Origin of the sequence: Streptomyces sp. NPDC001599, assembly GCF_042893535.1 — a bacterium.
GTDB lineage: Bacteria > Actinomycetota > Actinomycetes > Streptomycetales > Streptomycetaceae > Streptomyces.
The window spans coordinates 73,615-92,130 of the sequence record NZ_JBIAVA010000007.1; the positions used below are offsets into that span (position 1 = coordinate 73,615).

Consider the following 18,516-nt stretch of genomic DNA (forward strand, 5'->3'; position numbering starts at 1 on the left):
CCCTGCCGGTCGGGAGGCGCGCCCCGGTCGTGCTGACGGGTGTCTGCCGACGGGCCTTCGGGGAGCACCTCTTCGCGAGGGTCCGTCGGCAGGGGGGCCGGGACATGGCGGGTCGCGCGCCTTCCGAGCGGTCGGGGGAGGCGCCCTGCCGGTCGGGAGGCGCGCCCCGGTCGTGCTGACGGGTGTCTGCCGACGGGCCTTCGGGGAGCACCTCTTCGCGAGGGTCCGTCGGCAGGGGGCCGGGACATGGCGGGTCGCGCGCCTTCCGAGTGGTCGGGGAACGCGCCCTGCCGGTTGGAAGGAGCGCCCCCCGTGCTGACGGGTGTCTGCCGGCGCGCCCCCGCTCGCCCGGTCGGGGCCACCGGGCGCCCCCGCCCGCCCGGTCGCCGCCGGTCCGGCGGCCCCCGACCCGCCCCCGGTCATCGGGTCACCCCGCCCTCAGCCCGTCCGCCGGAGGTGTTCGCAGGGCGTGGCGGGTGGGGAGTTCGGTCGTGAGGTACGACGTCAGCGCCACCGTCGCCGCCACCGCCGGGAGGAGCCAGGCGGGGCCCGCCGGCCAGGGGCGGCCGAGGAAGCCCTGGCCGAGGAGGGCCAGGGGGAGGGCGGACAGCAGGAGGCCGCAGACGAGGGCCGCGGCGGCGATCACCGTGGCCTCGCGGCGCATCATCGCGCGGATCTGCCGGGGCGTCGTGCCGACCAGGCGCAGCGCGGCGATCTCCGTCCGGCGCTGGGCGGTGGCGGCGACCAGCTTGTTGGCGATGCTCAGCAGCAGATAGCCGAGGAGCACCACGACCACCGCCAGGTTGATCCACACCTCGGGCGGCGCGTCCGCGCCCGTGGCGTCCGCGGCGGTGCTCGCGAGGGCGAGGCCGGGGCGGCCGGCGGCCAGCGCGGTGAGGCCCGCCCCGGCCCGGGAGCTGCCGTCGGTGCGGACCAGGATCCGCTGGTCCAGGCCGGTCGTGGTGTGCCCGGCGGCCAGCTGGCGGGAGAGGACGACGGGGCCGAAACCCAGCCCCCGGTCGTACACGGCGACGACCCGGGCCTCGACACGCGCCCCGTCGCCGAGCACCAGGCGCACCCGCTCGCCGAGCCCGGCGTCGCGCGTGCGGGCGGCCTCGGCGCTGACGGCGACCGTCGCCCCGGTCAGCCGGTCCAGGCCGCCGTCCCTCACGCCGAGGTCGAGGACGTCCCGGGCGTCCGGCGTGAGGATCATCGCCGAGGCGGACTCGACCGCGGGCTCGCCCAGCTCCTCGTACTCCCACACCACCGTGGTCGTCCCGGCCGGCGCCGCCTCCCGTACGCCGGGCACGTCCCGTACGGCGGACAGGGTGCCGTGGGGCAGCCCGCCCAGCGCCGGTGCCGTCAGCTCGTACTGGGCGAGCGTGCCGGTGCGGGTGTCGTCGGAGGTCGCGGCCAGCACCGTCGTCTGGGTGAGCGTGTACGTCAGGACGAAGACGACGCCCATGGCCAGCGGGCTGACCACACCCGACAGCCGCAGCGCGTAGGCCCGTACGTTGGACAGCGCCAGCCAGGTCGGCGCCGCCACCCCGGGCCGCAGCCGCCGTACGGCGGCCTCGCCCGCGCTCCTGACCAGCGCCGGGCCGCACATCGCCAGCCCGATCGCGGCGAGGATGCCCGCGATGGAGGTGACCGAGGCGCCGAGGACCGTCCGGGACAGGAGCGGCACCACCGAGAGCGCGCAGGCACCGAGGATCAGCAGCAGCCCGGCCCCGGTCCGGGCCCGCGACGGTGTGCGCGGCTCGCTGCGCGACTCGGCGACCGCCTCGGTGGCCGGCATCCGCGAGGTGCGCCAGGCCGCGCACCGGGCGGAGAGCTGCACGGCCGCCGCGACCAGGAGCAGTGTGGCGAGGGCGGGCAACGGGGTCACGGTGAGAGGGAGTTCAGGCGGGAGCACGTCCCGGTCGGCCAGCAGCTCCCGGAAGTGGCCCGCCAGCAGGTAGCCGGCCGCCACGCCCGGCACCAGGGCGAGGGCTGCGACGACCGTCGACTGTCCGGCGGCCAGCCGCCGGATCTGCTTCGGCGTCGCGCCGACCGCCCGCATCAGCGCCAGGTCGCGGCGCTGCCCGGCGATGGTCACGCCCAGCGCGCCCGCGACGACGAACCCGGTGATCAGCAGCACTATCCCGCCGAGCGAACCGGCGAGCAGGATCAGCAGCGAGCGCGCCGAACCCACGCCCGGCGCCACCGCCTCGCCCCGGTCCGCGCCGGTGGTCACCCGGAGCCCGGTGCCCGCGACCTCCTCGCGGACGGCGTCGGCCACCCGCTCCCCGGCACCGTCGGCGGCCCGCAGCCCAACCAGGTCCACGGTCCCGGCACGCGGGCCGTCGCCCCCGGCACCGCGCCCGGCCAGCGCCGCGGCCGTCCCGTCAGCGAACCAGACGCCGCCGTCCGCACCCGGGGCGTCGACCAGCGCGGAGATCCGGTAGGCGGCGGCAGGGCGGCCGTTGGCCACGATCCGGACCCGGTCGCCCACCGCGAGGCCCGCCGCGTCGGCCGCCGCCGCGTCCACGGCGACCGTCTTCGCACCGGACGGCGCCCGCCCCTCGACCCGCGCGCCGGACAGCAGCCGGGTCGAGGACCAGCCGTGACCAGCCGTCGCCGGGTCCTGGGCGACGGGGACGGGCCGGCCGCGCCCGTCGAGCAGCGCGGCCGGGAAGCCGATGTCGCCGACGGCCGCGGTCACGCCGGGCAGGGCGGCCAGCCGGTCGACGAGCCGGGCCGGGACGGTGGCCCGCTCGGGCAGCGCGATCGGCAGGTCACCGCTCGGGTGGAACTCCTGCTCGGCGGCGACCACGACGTCCGCGCCGCCGAGCCGCCCGGGCGGCAGCTGGGAGCGCAGCCCGGACTCGGCGAGTACGCCGGTGGTGGTGATCAGGGCCGCGCCGCCGAGGACCGCGCACGCCACGGCAAGCAGGGCGGTGATCCGGTGCGCGGCCATCCGCAGGGCGAGGTGCAGCATGTCTACCGCTCCCCCAACGCGACGAGCCGCTCGGCCAGTTGCGGGGCCGTCGGCCGCTCCAGGGCCTCGACCACCCGGCCGTCGGCCATCACCAGTGCCCGGTGGGCGCGGGCCGCGGCGGCCGGGTCGTGGGTGACCATGACCACCGTCTGACCGAGGTCGTCGACGAGGGCGCGCAGCAGGTCGAGCACCTGGTGGGCGCTGCGCAGGTCCAGCGCGCCGGTCGGCTCGTCCGCGAAGACGACGGCGGGCTTGGCCGCCAGCGCCCGTACGACGGCGGCCCGTTGCTGCTGACCGCCGGACAGCTCGGCCGGGCGGTGCGACAGCCGGTCGGCCAGCCCCACCCGCTCGGTCAGCGTCCGCAGCCAGTCCCGGTCCGGGCGCCGGCCGGCCAGCCGCAGCGGCAGCGTGATGTTGTCCTCGACGCTGAGCGAGGGGATGAGGTTGTACGCCTGGAACACGAACCCGACGCGTTCGCGGCGCAGTTCGGTACGGCGGGTCTCGTTCAGACCGGAGATCTCCCGCCCGTCGATGCGGACGCTGCCGGAGGTGGGGGAGTCCAGCCCGGCGGCGCAGTGCATCAGGGTGCTCTTGCCGGAGCCCGAGGGCCCCATCACCGCGAGGAACGTGCCGTGCTCCACGGTCAGCGACACCTCGTCGAGTGCGCGGACACCGCCCGGGTAGGTCCGGGCGACGCGGTCCAGCGCGATGGCGGGCGCCCGGCGCCCGGTGGCGGTCGCGGCGGGGGCGGCGGTGCTCATCGCCGCCCCCGCAGGCGGCGTACGACGAGGGCGCCGGCGGCGAGGACGGTGACCACACCGCTGGCCAGGTGGAGCGGGGTGGCGGCACCGGTGAAGGAGAGGGCCATGTTGGCGACCGCGCTGAGCACCACGACGGCCCACAGCAGCGCACGCACGACGTCCCCGCGCGAGACGGCGTCCGGGCCGGCGTCGCCGTGGGCGGCGGGGACGGTCCGGGGTGTGCCCAGGCGGTAGGGGTCCTGGTGGTCCTGGCGGTTCTGGTGCGTCATGGCTGCGGCCTCCGTCGGCGTCGCTCTCGGTCGTCTCCGACGCTAGGGACCGAGGCCCCCCGCGGCCGATCCCGTGGGCCGCCCGGTCCGGGGTACAGCAGGCTGTACTTTCCGGCTCCGCGCCCGCCGAAGGCCCGTCCGGCGGCATAGGGTCGGGCACGCCGGGCACGCCGGAGCGGTACGTACGGCCCGGAGGGGAGGCAGAGGGATGACGGTCCCGGTCGCGTCCGTGCGGGAGACCGCCGCACGGACCCTGCGCGCCGCCCGTGCCGCGACGGGACAGCTCGTCGGCGGGCTCGGTACGGCGTTCCAGGCACTGGGCGTGCTGGTGCTGCTGGCGGTGGCCGCCGTGACGGCGCCGGCCGGCGTGGGGCTGCTGCTCGCCCCCGGCGCACTGCGGGCCCTGCACGCGCTGGCCCGCCGGGAACGCGAACGCCTGGCCGGCCGGGGCATCGAGATCGTCCCGCCCGACCCGCCGCCCACCCGGCTGCGGCTCGCCCTGGCCGACCCCACCACCCGGCGCGAGCTGGGCTGGCTGGTCCGGCACGCCACCCTGGGGTTCCTGCTGGGCCTGCTCGGCCTTCTGCTGCCGCTGTTCGCCGTCCGGGACACCACCTTCCCGCTGTGGTGGTGGCTGAGCCCCGGGGACGCGACGACCACGTCCATCGGCATCGGCACCGCCCACGGCTGGCCGGACGCGCTCGCGGCGACGCTGCTGGGCGTGGGCTGGACCGCGATCGTCCTGGGCCTCGGCCCGGGCATGGCCCGCCTCCAGGCCGCCCCGGCCCGGCGGCTGCTGGTGGCGGGCCCGGACACGGACCTGTCCCTGCGGGTGGCCGAACTGACCGCGACCCGGGCCGCGGCCCTGGACGCGCACGCCACCGAGCTGCGCCGGATCGAACGGTCCCTGCACGACGGCGCGCAGAACCGGCTGGTGTCGGTGACGGTGCTGCTGGGCGCGGCCCGCCGGATGGCGGCGCGGGACCCGGCGGGCGCCGACGAACTGCTGGAGCGGGCGCAGTCCGCCGCCGAGCAGGCCCTGGCGGAGCTGCGCCAGGTGGCGCGGGGCATCCTGCCGCCGGTCCTGGCCGACCGGGGCCTCGCCGGCGCGCTGTCGGGCCTCGCGGCGGACTGCGGGGTGCCGTGCCGCGTCGAGGCCGACGTGCCCGAGCGGTGCGCGGCGTCGGTCGAGGCGACGGCGTACTTCGTGGTGGCCGAGGCACTCACCAACATCGCGAAGCACAGCGGCGCCGCCCGCGCCTCGGTCACGGCCCGGGCCCGCGGGGGCAGGCTGCGCCTGCTGGTCGAGGACGACGGCCGGGGCGGCGCCGACGAGGACGGCGGCTCGGGCCTGACCGGCATCCGCCGCCGCGTCGCGGCACTGGACGGCACCCTCCGCCTGACCAGCCCACCCGGCGGCCCCACCGTCCTGGACGTGGACCTGCCCTGCGGGCGGTGACCCATCGGGCCGGGGCCCGGGGTCCGGGGTCCCCCGGGCCGGGAGCCGGGACGGGCTTCGGGGCCGGGAGCCGGGACGGGCTTCGGGGCCGGGAGTACCGTGGAAGGACCGGGGGAATGTCGTGCACCGGAGCCGACACCGGTGCCGCTCCCGGCGATCGACGACACCGGGCCGGACCCGCCCGAGCCCGGGGCAGGACTCGCCTCATGACGGTGCACGTGCCGGTGCGGCCGGCGACCACAGAGCCTCACGAGCGGCCCGCCGGCACCCACCGGCCGGGCCCGCTGCAGCGCTCCTCGCCGCAGGCCGGGGAGCGGCTGCGGCCACTGACCCGGCGTCAGATCGAGGACCGGTTCGCCGAGCTGGGCAACCTGTACGCGCAGACCTCCGGCGGCGGTCCCCGGGCGTGGAACGTGGCCCGCGGGGCCTTCCTGCGCCGGCTGGCCGCCGACGTACGGCGTCCGGGCTTCGGCCTGCTGATAGCGGAGACCACCGTCCTGACCGGCTGCGCCTACGGCTACCCCGTGCCCGGCGGCGACCCGCGCGGCGTGCGGGGCCTGGAGCGGTACCTGACCGGGAGCGTGTTGCCCGTCGCCGCGTCGGGCCGGCTCTTCCTGGTCTCCGGGATCGTCGTCCCGGCCCGGGTGCGCCGGGAGCACCACGACCGGCCCTGGAACCTCGCCCGCCGCCTACAGGCCCGCCTGCTCGCCGAGCACGACGCCGCCCTCGGCGTCACGCTGGTGGACCGCGCCGACGGCGCGACCGTACGGGCGCTGCGCTCCTGGGGCTGGCGCTACGCGGAGGGGGACACCCTCCAGTCGTCCGTGCTCGGCCCGTACGGCGTCCTGGTCCTCGGGCCCTGAGCGACAGCGCCCGGTGAGTGGAAAATCCCGGCCCCGTTGAAACATATATTCGTCCAGGGCGGGAATAAATTCTGGCGCGAAAATTACCGATCTCTGTCGGCGATTTCTTACCGGGTTGTCGATTCATTTCGTGCTAGGCTGGACATCAGTTGCAGTTGTGGTTGCCATTTGTGTTACCGGGTTTCCGGGCAGGTGATCATCGCGGCGATGGGGGGCTCGCACAGTGCGGGCCTTCAACACTGCCTAGGAGAAAAAAGCATGGCTTCCGGTACCGTGAAGTGGTTCAACGCCGAAAAGGGCTTCGGTTTCATCGCGCAGGACGGCGGCGGCGCCGACGTCTTCGCCCACTACTCGAACATCGCCACCCAGGGCTTCCGCGAGCTCCAGGAGGGCCAGCGGGTGAACTTCGACGTCACGCAGGGCCAGAAGGGCCCGCAGGCGGAGAACATCGTTCCCGCGTAACACCCCGCGTGCAGTACACCGCGCGGTAGTCGCGCAGTACGTGTCGAGGGCCCGCACCGCACGGTGCGGGCCCTTCGCGTGTGTTCACCAGCCGGTCGCCACCAGGTGGTTCAGGAGCAGCGCCAGTACCGCCTGCGCCGTCAGCCAGCCGCGCGGCCGGGTGAGGAACGCGCCGGCCGGGAGGAGCCACAGGGCGAAGGGGAGCCAGATGCGTTCCGTCTCCGCCTTGCTCATGCCGGACAGGTCGGCGGCCAGCAGGGCGAGCAGTCCCGCGGCCACGAGGAACGCCAGCCGGACCTCCCCGGCCCGCCCCACGTCCGCCCCCACCTCGTCCGCCCGCGCGCCCTCGGCCCGCCGCCGGACCAGCACGCCCCCGGCCCGCCGCAGTCCCGCCACCGTCGCCAGGCCCGTGATGAGCACCGTGCAGGCGAGGTTGGCCCACACCCAGTACGCGTAGGGGCGCACGCCGGCCGCGCCCTCGTAGTACCGGGTGACCAGCAGGTGGTACGCCTCCCACCAGTCGAACCCGGCCGCCGTGAACGCCACCGGCACCACCGCCGCCCCCGCCAGCAGCGGCACGAACAGCACCGGCCGCGCCCGCACCCCGCGCCGGCCGAGCAGGAGCACCGCCGCCGCGATCACCGCGAACAGCGTCAGGCCGTACGAGAGATAGCAGGTCAGCCCGAAGAGCAGCCCCGAGCCCGCCGCCCACCACAGTGAGCGCCCGGTGACCGCGAGGGCCAGCAGCGCCACCGCCCACGCGGCGACCGCGGCGAAGCCGCCGTCGGCGGACGTGCCCATCCACACCGCCGCCGGTGCCAGGACCAGGAACGGCGCCGCCCGCCGGGCGAGCCGCTCGCCCGCCAGGGCCCGCACCGCGACCAGCACCGCCACGCAGCCCGTCGCGCCCACGGTGATGGTCAGGGCCCCGGCCCAGCCCCCGCCGCCCAGCCCGATCCGGTCCAGCAGTACGTAGCCGAGCGTGGCCCCGGGCGGGTGACCGGCGACGTGGGCGGGCCAGTTGTCGGGGGAGTGGAGCAGGATGTGCCCGTTGAAGTCGCGCAGGGTCGCCGGGATGTCGTGCCAGCGGTCGATGACCGAGAGGTACTCCTGGCGCGTGGTGAGCCGTCCGGCGATGCCGCGTTCCCAGCCGTCGATCAGGGCCAGCGACCAGGTCCAGGCCATCGCCGTGCCCCAGGCCGCGGGCAGCAGCGCGCGCCACGGCAGCCGGGCGGCGACGGCCGGGCCGTACGCCACCACCCCCGCCGCCACCAGGACGGCCGCCGGGGTGCCGGGACCCAGGTGCGGGTCCCAGCGGCCCAGCAGGGGCGGCCAGCCGACGATCAGGTCGTCATAGGTGTACACGTACCGGCCGACCAGGACGGCGGCCGTCACGAGCAGCACGGCGGCCGCTGCGGCGTACAGGTCGCGCGGGACGGCGCGCGGGCGGGTCTCGGTCACCCCGGCACCGTAGGCCGGGAGATCACGCGAAGGGCGGTGCGCACGGCGGACGTCAGCGTTTCGTCATGGGTCGCGGACCGTTCCGGCGGCCGGTCCCGGCCTACGGTCGGGACATGCGCGACCTCGCCCCACGGCTCCCCTCCTCCCCGGGTTTCTGGCGCAGCCCGCTGCGCGGCCCCCGGTTCACCTCGGTACTCGGCCTCGTCCTGCTCGTCGGCATCACGGTGCTGTTCGTGACGGGACTGGTGTCCTACGCCGCCTACAACCCGGATCTGGCGCCGGTCAACGACAAGACCCCGGACAAGGGGATCCTCGGCTTCTACCTCTTCGCCTGGCCGACCGACCCGCCCTGGCTGTACCGGCTCACGCAGGGCGTGCACGTCACTCTCGGGCTGACCCTGATCCCGGTGCTGCTGGCCAAGCTGTGGTCGGTGGTCCCGAGGCTGTTCACGCTGCCGCCGGTCCGCTCGCTCGCCCATGCGCTGGAGCGGATCTCGCTGCTGCTGCTGGTCGGGGGCGCGCTGTTCGAGTTCGTGACCGGAGTGCTCAACATCCAGCTGGAATACCTGTTTCCCGGCTCCTTCTACCCGCTGCACTTCTACGGTGCCTGGGTCTTCTTCGCAGCGTTCCTCGCGCACGCCGTGCTGAAGACGCCGCAGGCGCTGCGCAACCTCCGGGCGATGCGCGGGAAGCAGGAGGAGAGCGAGGAGTGGGGGGAGCGGGAGGAGCGGGAGGAGCGGGGGGAGCGGGACGATCTGGTCTCCCCGCGCCCGGCCGCGCCCACCGTCACGCGGCGCGGGGCCCTGTGGTTCGTCGGGGGCGGCTCACTGCTGATGTTCGCGACGAACGCGGGGCGCAGCTTCGACGGGCCGCTGCGGGCCACGGCCGTGCTCTCCCCGCACGGCGGGCCCGAACCGGGCAGCGGCCCGAACGGGTTCCAGATCAACAAGACCGCCGCCCACGTGGGCATCGACCCGGCCGAGACGAGCGAGGACACCTGGCGGCTCGTCGTCACCGGGCGCTCGGGGACCGTCCGGTTCAGCCGGGCCGAGCTGCTCGCCATGGAGCAGCACAGCGTGGCCCTCCCCATCGCCTGCGTCGAGGGCTGGTCGACGTCCGACCAGTGGTGGCGCGGCGTGCGGCTGCGGGACCTCGCCGCCCGCGTGGGCCACGAGGACGACCCGCCGGACGTGTTCGTCGAGTCCCTCCAGCGACGCGGCGCCTTCCGCAGCGGGGCCCTGCGCGCCAACCAGGTGGCCGACCCGCGCTCCCTGCTCGCCCTGTACGTCAACGGCGAGGCGCTGAGCCCGGACCACGGCCACCCGGCCCGGATCATCGTGCCCGCCGCGCCCGGCGTGCTGAACACCAAGTGGGTGGCGCGGATGACGTTCGGAGACCTCCGATGAAGCTCGTGCGCAGGCCGTCGCGGCCGAGGCGTCCGCCGGCGCCGCGGCGCGTGGTCGGCAGCCCCTTCCAGATCCTCCTGCTGGCCTGCTCCTTCGCACTCGCGGGCTACGCGGGCGTGCGGCTGCTCGCCGGCGACTGGCTCGGCGTGGTCCTCTGGTTCGTGGGAGCGGCGCTCCTGCACGACCTGGTGCTGCTGCCGCTGTACGCGGTGCTGGACCGGGCGGTCACGGGCGGACTCGGCGCGGCCCGCCACCGGGAGTGGACCTCGTACGTCCGGTTCCCCGCGGCCTTCTCCGGGCTGCTCCTGCTCGTGTGGTTCCCGCTGATCGGCGGCCGGGTCGACGGGAGCTACGCGGGCGTCACCGGGCTGTCGGCGGACGGCTTCCTGACCCGCTGGCTGCTGATCACGGCGGCGCTGTTCGGCGGCTCGGCGCTGCTGCTCGCCCTGCGGCTGCTGCGCAGCGCGACGAAGCGGCGCTCCCCCGAGGTCCACTGACCGGCGGTCCGCCAGCCGGCGGCGCTCGCGCGGCGCAGCAGGGCGCGGGTGCCGAGCCGCGCCCAGGGGAAGGGGCTGCCGGACGCCGCGTGGCCGTCGGTGACGTCGACGAGCTGCACGTGGCAGCGTTCGTCGACGTCGGCCGGGGCCGTCTCGGCGATCAGCAGACCGCCGGGCGCGAGCAGGGCGGCGACGCGGCCGAGCAGGGCGCGGGGGTCGCCGCCGATGCCGACGTTGCCGTCCATGAGGAGCACGGTGTCCCAGCGTCCCTCACCGGGCAGCGGCTCGAACACGGAGCGCCGCAGCGACTGCCCCCCGAGCCCCACGGTGCGGGACACGGCGGCCTCGCTGACGTCGATGCCGAGCACGGTCCGTCCCCGGGCGGCGAGTTCGGCCACCAGCCGGCCGGGGCCGCAGCCCACGTCGAGCACGGCGCCCTCGCACCGGTCGAGGACGTCCAGGTCGACGGCGTCGGCCCGCGCGCACCAGCGCTCCACGTCCAGCGGCAGCAGCCAGCCGTCGGTGCGGCGCAGGAACAGCGGCCCGTGTCCCGACCGCAGGGCGGCGGCGTAGGGGTCGGAGGTCTCCCAGGCGGGGGCGGGGGACGGCCTGCCGGGGGCGAGTCGCGCGGCGGCCTTCACCGGCTCGCCCGCCGCCGGTCCGCGGCCGGTGCGCGGGCCGCCAGCCGGGCGGCGAACCGGCCGTGCGGGGCCAGCGCGGCGACGGCGCGGGCGTCGGCGGCGGTGTCGACGTCGCGCAGCGGCGGCAGGTCGCGCACCCGCAGCCCCGCCGTCAGGAGCCGTTCGCGCTGCACCGCCCCGGTCACCGGCGTCGACATGGGCACGCCCCGCAGCAGCGCGGGTTCGGGCCGGGCCAGGCCCAGCGCCCAGAAGCCGCCGTCCTCGGCCGGGCCGAAGTACGCGTCGCAGTCGCGGAAGTCCACGTCGAGGAGGCCGGGCGTCACCTGCGGGGTGTCCATCCCGATCAGCAGGGCGGGCCCCGCACACCCGGCGAAGGCGTCCGCGAGCCGTTCGTCGAGCCCGCCCGCGCACTGCGGTACGACGTCGAAGCCGGGCGGCAGCCACGGGCCCGGGGCGCCGTCGAGCACCAGGACCCGGCGCCGCGCGGGCGTCGCGGCCACGGCCGCCAGGGTGTCGGCGAGGGCCGCCTCGGCCAGCGCGGCCGCCTCGGCGGGCGTGAAGGGCGGGGTGAGCCGGGTCTTGACCCGGCCGGGGCGCGGCTCCTTGGCGATGACCAGGAGGGTGGTCGTGGCGGTCACCTCGGGCTCCCCTCACGGACCTGGCCGCGGACCGGCGGCTCGGCCAGCACGCGGCGCATGTCCCGCACGGCGTGCCAGGTGCCGCGCCAGGTCCCGGTCACCTTGGAGGCGCCGGTGCGGGGCAGGTACGGGACGTCGTGCTCGGCGATCCGCCAGCCCGCGTCGGCGGCGCGCACGACCATCTGCAGCGGGTAGCCGCTGCGCCGGTCGGTGAGGCCGAGGGCGAGCAGCCGCTCGCGGCGGGCGGCGCGCAGCGGGCCGAGGTCGTGCAGCCGCAGGCCGGTGCGGCGGTGCAGCATCCGGGCGAGGGCGAGATTGCCCGCGCGGGCGTGCGCGGGCCATGCGCCCCTGGTCTGCGGCCGCCGGCGGCCGAGCACCAGGTCGCAGGCCCCGGCGCGGACCTCGTCCACGAAGGGGATCAGCAGGGACGGATCGAGGGAGGCGTCGCAGTCGCAGAAGCAGACGACGTCGGCGGTCGCGGCTGTCAGTCCGGCGTGGCAGGCGGCGCCGAAACCGCGGCGCGGCTCGGTCACGACCGTGGCGCCGAGCGAGCGGGCGAGGTCCGCCGAGCCGTCGGTGGAGCCGTTGTCGACGACGAGCGCACGCCAGCCGGCCGGGACACGGGCCAGGACCCAGGGGAGGGCTTCGGCCTCGTTCAGGCAGGGGAGTACGACGTCGACATCCGGAGCGGGCGAGGTGGTCACGGCGTTCACCCTACGAACCGGAACCGGACGAATCGGGCTTCCACTCCTTACGAAACACGGACGTCGCGGGCCCGGCCGCGCTCGGGAGGCCCGCCGGCGAGGCGACGGTGCGAGGCTGGCTCCATGCACCAGCAGCCCCACGAGCCCGCTCCGACGGCCGCACCCCCGAGCGAGCCCGCGGCTCCACCCCTCGGCGAGCCCGCGGCTCCACCCCTCGGCGGGCGTGCGGCCGCCGCTGCGGCTGAGTCCGAGGCCGTGTCCGTGGCCGAACCGGATGCCGTGTCCGTGGCTGAACCGGATGCCGTGCCTGCGGCCGAAGCAGAAGCTGTTCGTGTCGATGAACGGGTTGCGGACGCGCCCCCGGGCGGGCCCCCGGTTCCGCCCTTCGGCGGGGCCCCGGCCGCCGCCGTTCCCGTGGCCGCTTCCGAGGCCGTTTCTGCCGGTGGGCCCGGGGCCGTCGTCGCGGAGGGCGCCGCGCGGATTCTCGTCGTGGACGACGATCCCACCGTCGCGGAGGTCGTGGCCGGGTATCTCGACCGGGCCGGTTACCGTGTCGACCGGGCCGGTGACGGTCCGGACGCGCTCGCGCGGGCCGCCGGGCACCGGCCCGACCTGGTGGTGCTCGACCTGATGCTGCCCGGCATGGACGGCCTGGAGGTGTGCCGGCGGCTGCGCGGCCAGGGGCCCGTGCCGGTCATCATGCTGACCGCCCGGGGCGACGAGGACGACCGCGTCCTCGGACTGGAGGTCGGCGCCGACGACTACGTGACCAAGCCGTTCAGCCCGCGGGAGCTGGTGCTGCGGGTGGAGTCCGTCCTGCGCCGCACCCGGCCCGCCCCGGCGCCGCGCCCGCCGTCCGCGGCCGGTCTCACCGCCGACCCGACCGCCCGCAGGGCCACCAAGGACGGCGCCGAACTGGCCCTGACGCTGCGTGAGTTCGATCTCCTCGTCTTCTTCCTGCGGCATCCGGGGCGGGCGTTCGCCCGGGAGGAGCTGATGCGCGAGGTGTGGGGCTGGGACTTCGGAGACCTGTCCACCGTCACCGTCCACGTCCGCCGGCTGCGCGGCAAGGTCGAGGACGATCCGGCCCGGCCCCGGCTGATCCAGACGGTGTGGGGCGTGGGCTACCGCTTCGACCCCGCGGGCCGGGAGGCGGACTGACCGTGCACGCCACCCTCCTCATCGCCCTCTACGCCTTCGCCGGCGCCGCCGCCACCGGCCTGGTGGGCGCGGCCGTGCTGCGGCTGATCCGGCGGCGCTCGCTGACCGCGTCCCTCGCCGTGGTCGCGGCGGTCGCCGTCCTCGCGATGCTCGCGGGCACGCTGGCCGTCGCCTGGGCGATGTTCCTGTCCCCGCACGACCTGTCCGTCGTCACGACCGTCGTGGCGATGGCGGCCGTCGTCTCCCTGGCCACCGCGCTGCTGCTGGGCCGCTGGGTGGTCGCCCGCAGCCGCGAACTGGCGGCGGCGGCACGGTCGTTCGGCGACGACGGGGACTACGCCGCGCCCAGCACCCCGGCGACCGCCGAACTGGACGCGCTCAGCCGCGAACTGGCGGCCACCAGCGCCCGGCTCGCTCAGTCCCGGGAGCGGGAGCGCGCCCTGGAGACCTCCCGGCGCGAGCTGGTCGCCTGGATCTCGCACGACCTGCGTACCCCGCTGGCCGGGCTGCGCGCCATGTCCGAGGCGCTGGAGGACGGGGTCGCCGCCGACCCCGACCGCTACCTGCGGCAGATCCGCGCCGAGGTGGAACGCCTCAACGACATGGTCGGCGACCTCTTCGAACTCTCCCGCATCCACGCCGGCACCCTCGTCCTCGCCCCGGCCCGCATCTCGCTCTACGACCTGGTCGGCGACGCCCTCGCGGGGGCGGACCCGCTCGCGCGCGAGCGGGGTGTACGGCTGGTCGGCGACGCCGTGGCGGCCGTACCGGTCGAGGTGGACGGCAAGGAGATGAGCCGGGTCCTGGGCAACCTGCTGGTCAACGCGATCCGCCGCACCCCGGCCGACGGCACGGTCGCGGTCGCCGCCGAGCGGTCCGCCGACGGGGTGGTGGTCTCCGTGACCGACGGCTGCGGCGGCATCCCCGAGGAGGACCTGCCGCGGGTCTTCGACACCGGCTGGCGCGGCACCCACGCCCGTACGCCCCCGGCCGGGGCGGGTCTGGGCCTCGCCATCGTCCGCGGCATCGTCGAGGCCCACCGGGGCCGGGCCACGGTCCGCAACATCCCCGGCGGCTGCCGCTTCGAGGTGACCCTGCCGCCGGCGGAGGCCTGAGAACCGGGGGCCAGGGGTCACTCCCCCCGCAGGCCCGCCCGGGCGAACTCCCGCATGCCCTCCGTGAATCCGACCCGGGGCCGCCAGCCCAGCTCGGCCCGCAGGCGCGCGGAGTCCGCGGTGATGTGCCGGACGTCGCCCAGGCGGTACTCGCCGGTGACGACGGGCTCGGGTCCGCCGTACGCGGCGGCCAGGGCGGTGGCCATCTCGCCCACCGTGTGCGGCTCACCGCTGCCGGTGTTGTAGGCGCTGAGGGCGCCCTCCGGCGGCCGGGCGGACTCCAGCGCGGCGACGTTCGCGGCGGCCACGTCCCGTACGTGCACGAAGTCCCGGCGCTGGCGCCCGTCCTCGAAGACGCGCGGTGCCTCACCGCGGGCCAGCGCGGAGCGGAAGAAGGAGGCGACCCCGGCGTACGGGGTGTCGCGGGGCATCCGGGGGCCGTACACGTTGTGGTAGCGCAGCGACACCGCCGTCGCGCCGGTAGTCCGGGCCCAGGCGGCGGCCAGGTGCTCCTGCGCCAGCTTGGTCGTGGCGTACACGTTGCGCGGGTCGGCCGGGGCGTCCTCGCCGACCAGCCCCGGGGCCAGGTCCGCGCCGCACCGGGGGCAGGTCGGCTCGAACCGGCCCGCGTCCAGGTCGGCCACGGCGCGCGGCCCCGGCCGCACCACGCCGTGCCGCGCGCACGTGTACCGGCCCTCCCCGTACACGACCATCGATCCGGCGAGCACCAGCCGCCGCACGCCCGCCCGGGCCGTCGCGGCGAGCAGCACGGCGGTGCCGAGGTCGTTGCGGGAGACGTACTCCGCCGCGTCGTCGAACCCGTTGCCGAGGCCGACCATCGCCGCCTGGTGGCACACGGCGTCCACCCCGGCGAGCGCCCGCGCGAGGGCCGCCGGATCGCGCACGTCGGCGCCGGGGTCCTCGCGGACGTCGTAGCCGACGGGCTCGTGCCCGCGCTTCCGCAGGGCCTCGACGACATGGGACCCGATGAAACCGGCGCTGCCGGTGACCAGTACGCGCATGTCCGACACGCTAGGCCCGGGCAGGCGCCGGGCCGGGTGCGGCGGCCCGCACGTCACGGGTCCGTAAGAAGCGGGGCGGTCGCGGACCCGAGGTGACTTTGCCATTCCTTTACAACCCGGCCGGTCCCCGCCTCGTCTCTCCGTCCGACCCGCGTCACCACCCCGCACGTGGTGCGCCGACGACGAGAGAGAGCGACCCGATGCGCCGAACCATCCTCACCGCCGTGGCCCTGGCCTGCACCGCCGTACTGGCGGGGACCGGGACCGCGTTCGCCGACGACCCCAGCCCGGTCCCCTCCGCTCCCGCCGAGAGCGCCCCGAGCCCCGGCACCGGACCGACCGACGCCACCCCCGCACCCGTGCCGTCCGTCAGCGCCCCTGCCGCCGAGCCGACCGAGGCCCCGGCGCCCGCGCCCGCCGACGGCCAGGTCTCCGTCGTACCGGAGGGCGCGGCCGACACCGGAGTGGCGGCGCCCTCGGACCCGGCCGGGACCGACGCGTCCGTGGTCGGCGCCAGCACCGGCGGGGTGCTCCTCGCGGGCGGCGCGGTCCTCTTCGTCGTACGCCGTCGACGGGCGGCGGCGACCGGCGCATGATCCCGCGCCCCGGCCGCGTCCTCGCGACCGCCGCGCTGGCCGCGCTGCTGGCGGGCTGCGGCGGCGGCCAGGGGGACGGCGACACGGCACCCGACCGGCCGGCGCCCGCGGCACCGCCCGCGCAGGCTCCCGCCAAATCGGTGCGGCCCCTGGCCCGTTCGGAGCCGGTGGGGCTGCGCATCCCCGCCATCGGGGTCGACACCCCCGTCATGGGCCTGGGGCTGGCCGCGGACGGCACGGTGGAGGTCCCGCCCGTCACGGACGACGACCGCGCGGGCTGGTACCGGCACTCGCCGACGCCGGGTCAGGTGGGTCCTTCGGTCCTCCTCGGTCACGTCACGGTGGGCACCTACGGCGACGGGGTCTTCCGGCACCTCGCGCGGCTGCACCGCGGCGACCGGATCGAGGCCCGCCTGCGGAACGGCACCGCCGCCGAGTTCGCGGTCACCGCCGTACGGACGGTGGCGAAGTCCGACTTCCCGACGGACGACGTCTACGGGGACGTGGCGGGCCCGGAGCTGCGGCTCATCACCTGCGGCGGTCCGCGCGACGGCGAGGAGTACCGGGACAACGTGATCGTCTTCGCCCGGCTGAGCGCCACCAAGGGCGCCTAGGACAGACCCTGGGACAGGCCCTGGGGCCCTGGGAAGGGCCCTGGTGCGCACACCGCATTACCCTCACGACCATGGAGAGCGTTGAAACGGTCCCGTGACAGGGCGGCGTCCGAGCTGTTCGCCGCCCTGTATCCGCGCCTCGCCGGCTGGTGCCGCCGGCTCGTCGACGACGACGAGACGGCCCACGAGATCGCCTCCGAGGCGTTCACCCGGCTCTGGGCCCGCTGGACGTCCGTGGAGGAACCCCGCGGCTTCCTCTACGTCACCGCCGCCAACCTCGTCCGCGACCACTGGCGCAAGCTGGAGCGCGAGCGCCGGGCGGTGCGCCGGGTCACCGCGGAGGTCGCCGTGCGCCCGCACCCCGAACAGGCCGACCCCTCGGTGCGGCTGCTCGTACAGTCGCTGCCGGAGCGACTGCGCGTGCCGATCCTGCTCCACTACTACGCCGACATGCCGATCCGGGAGGTGTCCGAGCTGACCGGACGCAAGGAGGGAACCGTCAAGGCCGACCTGCACGCGGCCCGCGAGCTGCTCCGCGTCCATCTGAGGAGAAGCCTTGACCACACGCCTTGAGGACGAGATGGACGAGCCCGGATTCGAACGGGACGGCGACGATCCGCTGCTGGTCGTGCTGCGTCCGGGCGCCGACTTCCTGGGCCCGCCGCCGGGCCGTTACGAGGCGATCCGCCGGGCCGCGTCCCGGCGGCGCCTGCTGCGCGCCGCCGCCGGTGCCGCCGCGACCGCTGCCGCCGCCGCCCTGATCGCGCTGCCGCTGAACTGGGCGGCCCCCGCCCCGCCCGCGCGCCCCACGCCGCCCATGGCCCCGGCCCCGGCCGCCCCCACGCCGCAGGCCACACCGAGTCCGGCGCCGCCGAGCGACTCCACCCGGGCGCCCGGCACGGGCCCCGCACTGCCGGCTGAGGAATCCGCGCCGACCGGTGCCACGCCGTCGCCCTCCGAGCCGTCGCCGTCCACGCCGTCGTCGTCCGAACCGTCGGCCGAGCCATCGTCCGAGCCGAGCGATGCGCCCGTGCGGCGGGCACCGTCGAGCGCGCCCGGCACCGTGGTGCCCACGCCTGCCACGGACGGCACGGCTGCTACAACTGGGCGATGATCTACCACGTGGTGCCGCTGGCCGAGTGGAACGCAGACCCGGGCCGGCCGTACGCGCCCGCCTCCCTCACGGAGGACGGTTTCGTCCACTGCTCGCCCGACGAGGAGACCACGCTCGCCGTCGTCAACGCCTTCTACCGCGACGCGCCCCGGCCGCTGGTGGCCCTGCTCCTGGACGAGGACCGGCTCACCGCGCGGTGCGGGTGGGAGGCGGCCGAACCCGCCCCGCCGCCCGGGGTCGCCGAGGGCACCCTGTTCCCGCACGTGTTCGGCCCCGTCGACCGCGCGGCCGTCCAGCGCGTGCTGGAGGTCCGCTGGGACGACGAGGGCCGGGCGACGGGCCTGTTCTGAAACGGCCTCAGAGTTCCTGGGGCGTGCTGACGGTGCCGCCGAGCAGCGCGGACGCCGTCTCGACCGGCGTGGTGGCGGGCGCCGACGGGACGGGTTCGGCACCGGGGGCGGGGTGGCAGGTGAAGCCGAGGCGGGCCATGGCCCGGGTCACCTCGCCGCCGCTGAAGTCGCGCCGGTCCTGCCGGGTGATGACCTCGCCCACCTGCTTGACGGGGTAGCGGCGGCGGCCGATGGTCACGGACTCACCGGTGACGGGTTCGGGCGTGACGCCCTTCATCGAGTCCAGCACCCCGCCCTTGGTGAGGTCGAACGGGTACCGGGCGATGACACAGCGCATGATGCCTCCAACGAGCGGAATGGAGCGGGTGGGGTCAGGACCCGGGTCCGGCCCGGATCCGGGGCG

20 protein-coding genes are annotated in these 18,516 nt (G+C 76.4%); 11 read left to right on the forward strand and 9 right to left on the reverse strand.

Going from position 1 to position 18,516, the window contains the following annotated elements:
* Positions 1 to 427: 427 nt before the first annotated feature.
* Genes ACFYZ3_RS19180 through ACFYZ3_RS19190 form a run of 3 tightly spaced genes read right to left on the reverse strand, consistent with a single transcriptional unit; the run spans position 428 to position 4,010 of the window.
* A complete protein-coding gene (locus ACFYZ3_RS19180) occupies positions 428 to 2,980 on the reverse strand; it encodes an FtsX-like permease family protein (protein WP_388518911.1) in 2,553 nt (850 codons plus the stop codon).
* A gap of 2 nt (positions 2,981 to 2,982) precedes the next feature.
* Positions 2,983 to 3,741, reverse strand: coding sequence for an ABC transporter ATP-binding protein (locus tag ACFYZ3_RS19185; RefSeq protein ID WP_388518914.1), 759 nt, complete (start codon positions 3,739 to 3,741; stop codon positions 2,983 to 2,985).
* The gene (locus ACFYZ3_RS19190; protein WP_388518917.1) at positions 3,738 to 4,010 is read right to left on the reverse strand and encodes a hypothetical protein; all 273 of its coding nucleotides are present in this window, start codon (positions 4,008 to 4,010) and stop codon (positions 3,738 to 3,740) included. The genes ACFYZ3_RS19185 and ACFYZ3_RS19190 overlap by 4 nt, the downstream gene beginning before the upstream one ends.
* 208 nt (positions 4,011 to 4,218) lie before the next feature.
* Here ACFYZ3_RS19190 and ACFYZ3_RS19195 point away from each other — a divergent pair, with 208 nt between their 5' ends.
* The 3 genes from ACFYZ3_RS19195 (at position 4,219) to ACFYZ3_RS19205 (ending at position 6,794) form a co-directional block, all read left to right on the forward strand.
* Positions 4,219 to 5,469 carry a sensor histidine kinase gene (locus ACFYZ3_RS19195; RefSeq protein ID WP_388518920.1) on the forward strand — a complete coding sequence of 417 codons (1,251 nt, stop codon included), beginning with the start codon at positions 4,219 to 4,221 and terminating at the stop codon, positions 5,467 to 5,469.
* A 206-nt stretch (positions 5,470 to 5,675) separates the two neighbouring features.
* Positions 5,676 to 6,332 carry a hypothetical protein gene (locus tag ACFYZ3_RS19200; protein WP_388518923.1) on the forward strand — a complete coding sequence of 219 codons (657 nt, stop codon included), beginning with the start codon at positions 5,676 to 5,678 and terminating at the stop codon, positions 6,330 to 6,332.
* Positions 6,333 to 6,590: 258 nt separating this feature from the next.
* Complete coding sequence (locus tag ACFYZ3_RS19205; protein WP_003975194.1) at positions 6,591 to 6,794, forward strand: cold-shock protein; 204 nt, start codon at positions 6,591 to 6,593, stop codon at positions 6,792 to 6,794.
* Positions 6,795 to 6,878: 84 nt separating this feature from the next.
* On the opposite strand, the gene ACFYZ3_RS19210 is transcribed toward ACFYZ3_RS19205, so the two are convergent.
* Positions 6,879 to 8,255, reverse strand: coding sequence for a hypothetical protein (locus ACFYZ3_RS19210; protein ID WP_388518926.1), 1,377 nt, complete (start codon positions 8,253 to 8,255; stop codon positions 6,879 to 6,881).
* A 113-nt stretch (positions 8,256 to 8,368) separates the two neighbouring features.
* On the opposite strand from ACFYZ3_RS19210, the gene ACFYZ3_RS19215 reads away from it, so the two are divergent.
* A complete protein-coding gene (locus ACFYZ3_RS19215) occupies positions 8,369 to 9,661 on the forward strand; it encodes a molybdopterin-dependent oxidoreductase (protein ID WP_388518929.1) in 1,293 nt (430 codons plus the stop codon).
* Between the two features lie 349 nt (positions 9,662 to 10,010).
* Here the strand turns inward: ACFYZ3_RS19215 and ACFYZ3_RS19220 are convergent, their stop codons facing one another.
* Genes ACFYZ3_RS19220 through ACFYZ3_RS19230 form a run of 3 tightly spaced genes read right to left on the reverse strand, consistent with a single transcriptional unit; the run spans position 10,011 to position 12,150 of the window.
* Complete coding sequence (locus ACFYZ3_RS19220) at positions 10,011 to 10,799, reverse strand: class I SAM-dependent methyltransferase (RefSeq protein ID WP_388518932.1); 789 nt, start codon at positions 10,797 to 10,799, stop codon at positions 10,011 to 10,013.
* A complete protein-coding gene (locus ACFYZ3_RS19225) occupies positions 10,796 to 11,437 on the reverse strand; it encodes a DUF2064 domain-containing protein (RefSeq protein ID WP_388518935.1) in 642 nt (213 codons plus the stop codon). The genes ACFYZ3_RS19220 and ACFYZ3_RS19225 overlap by 4 nt, the downstream gene beginning before the upstream one ends.
* Positions 11,434 to 12,150: a glycosyltransferase family 2 protein gene (locus ACFYZ3_RS19230; protein WP_388518938.1), complete on the reverse strand. Its 717-nt coding sequence runs from the start codon at positions 12,148 to 12,150 to the stop codon at positions 11,434 to 11,436. Before ACFYZ3_RS19230 ends, ACFYZ3_RS19225 begins: the two co-directional genes overlap by 4 nt.
* A 405-nt stretch (positions 12,151 to 12,555) precedes the next feature.
* On the opposite strand from ACFYZ3_RS19230, the gene ACFYZ3_RS19235 reads away from it, so the two are divergent.
* Complete coding sequence (locus ACFYZ3_RS19235; protein WP_388518941.1) at positions 12,556 to 13,302, forward strand: response regulator transcription factor; 747 nt, start codon at positions 12,556 to 12,558, stop codon at positions 13,300 to 13,302.
* Positions 13,303 to 13,304: 2 nt separating this feature from the next.
* On the forward strand, positions 13,305 to 14,417 hold the full coding sequence (locus ACFYZ3_RS19240) for a sensor histidine kinase (RefSeq protein WP_388518944.1): 1,113 nt from the start codon (positions 13,305 to 13,307) through the stop codon (positions 14,415 to 14,417).
* 17 nt (positions 14,418 to 14,434) lie between these two features.
* Here the strand turns inward: ACFYZ3_RS19240 and ACFYZ3_RS19245 are convergent, their stop codons facing one another.
* Positions 14,435 to 15,439, reverse strand: a complete 1,005-nt coding sequence (locus ACFYZ3_RS19245) for an NAD-dependent epimerase/dehydratase family protein (protein ID WP_388518947.1) — start codon at positions 15,437 to 15,439, stop codon at positions 14,435 to 14,437.
* Positions 15,440 to 15,639: 200 nt separating this feature from the next.
* On the opposite strand from ACFYZ3_RS19245, the gene ACFYZ3_RS19250 reads away from it, so the two are divergent.
* From ACFYZ3_RS19250 to ACFYZ3_RS19270, 5 genes are all read left to right on the forward strand, one after another.
* On the forward strand, positions 15,640 to 16,035 hold the full coding sequence (locus ACFYZ3_RS19250) for a sortase-dependent protein (RefSeq protein ID WP_388518950.1): 396 nt from the start codon (positions 15,640 to 15,642) through the stop codon (positions 16,033 to 16,035).
* Positions 16,032 to 16,649 (forward strand): class F sortase, encoded by a 618-nt coding sequence (locus ACFYZ3_RS19255; RefSeq protein ID WP_388518953.1) that lies wholly within the window; start codon positions 16,032 to 16,034, stop codon positions 16,647 to 16,649. Before ACFYZ3_RS19250 ends, ACFYZ3_RS19255 begins: the two co-directional genes overlap by 4 nt.
* Before the next feature lie 81 nt (positions 16,650 to 16,730).
* Positions 16,731 to 17,222, forward strand: coding sequence for an RNA polymerase sigma factor (locus ACFYZ3_RS19260; protein ID WP_388518956.1), 492 nt, complete (start codon positions 16,731 to 16,733; stop codon positions 17,220 to 17,222).
* The gene (locus ACFYZ3_RS19265; protein ID WP_388518959.1) at positions 17,206 to 17,763 is read left to right on the forward strand and encodes a hypothetical protein; all 558 of its coding nucleotides are present in this window, start codon (positions 17,206 to 17,208) and stop codon (positions 17,761 to 17,763) included. The genes ACFYZ3_RS19260 and ACFYZ3_RS19265 overlap by 17 nt, the downstream gene beginning before the upstream one ends.
* Positions 17,760 to 18,113 (forward strand): DUF952 domain-containing protein, encoded by a 354-nt coding sequence (locus ACFYZ3_RS19270; RefSeq protein WP_388518962.1) that lies wholly within the window; start codon positions 17,760 to 17,762, stop codon positions 18,111 to 18,113. The genes ACFYZ3_RS19265 and ACFYZ3_RS19270 overlap by 4 nt, the downstream gene beginning before the upstream one ends.
* A gap of 7 nt (positions 18,114 to 18,120) precedes the next feature.
* On the opposite strand, the gene ACFYZ3_RS19275 is transcribed toward ACFYZ3_RS19270, so the two are convergent.
* Positions 18,121 to 18,450 carry an SCO5918 family protein gene (locus tag ACFYZ3_RS19275; protein ID WP_361014176.1) on the reverse strand — a complete coding sequence of 110 codons (330 nt, stop codon included), beginning with the start codon at positions 18,448 to 18,450 and terminating at the stop codon, positions 18,121 to 18,123.
* Positions 18,451 to 18,516: the final 66 nt, after the last annotated feature.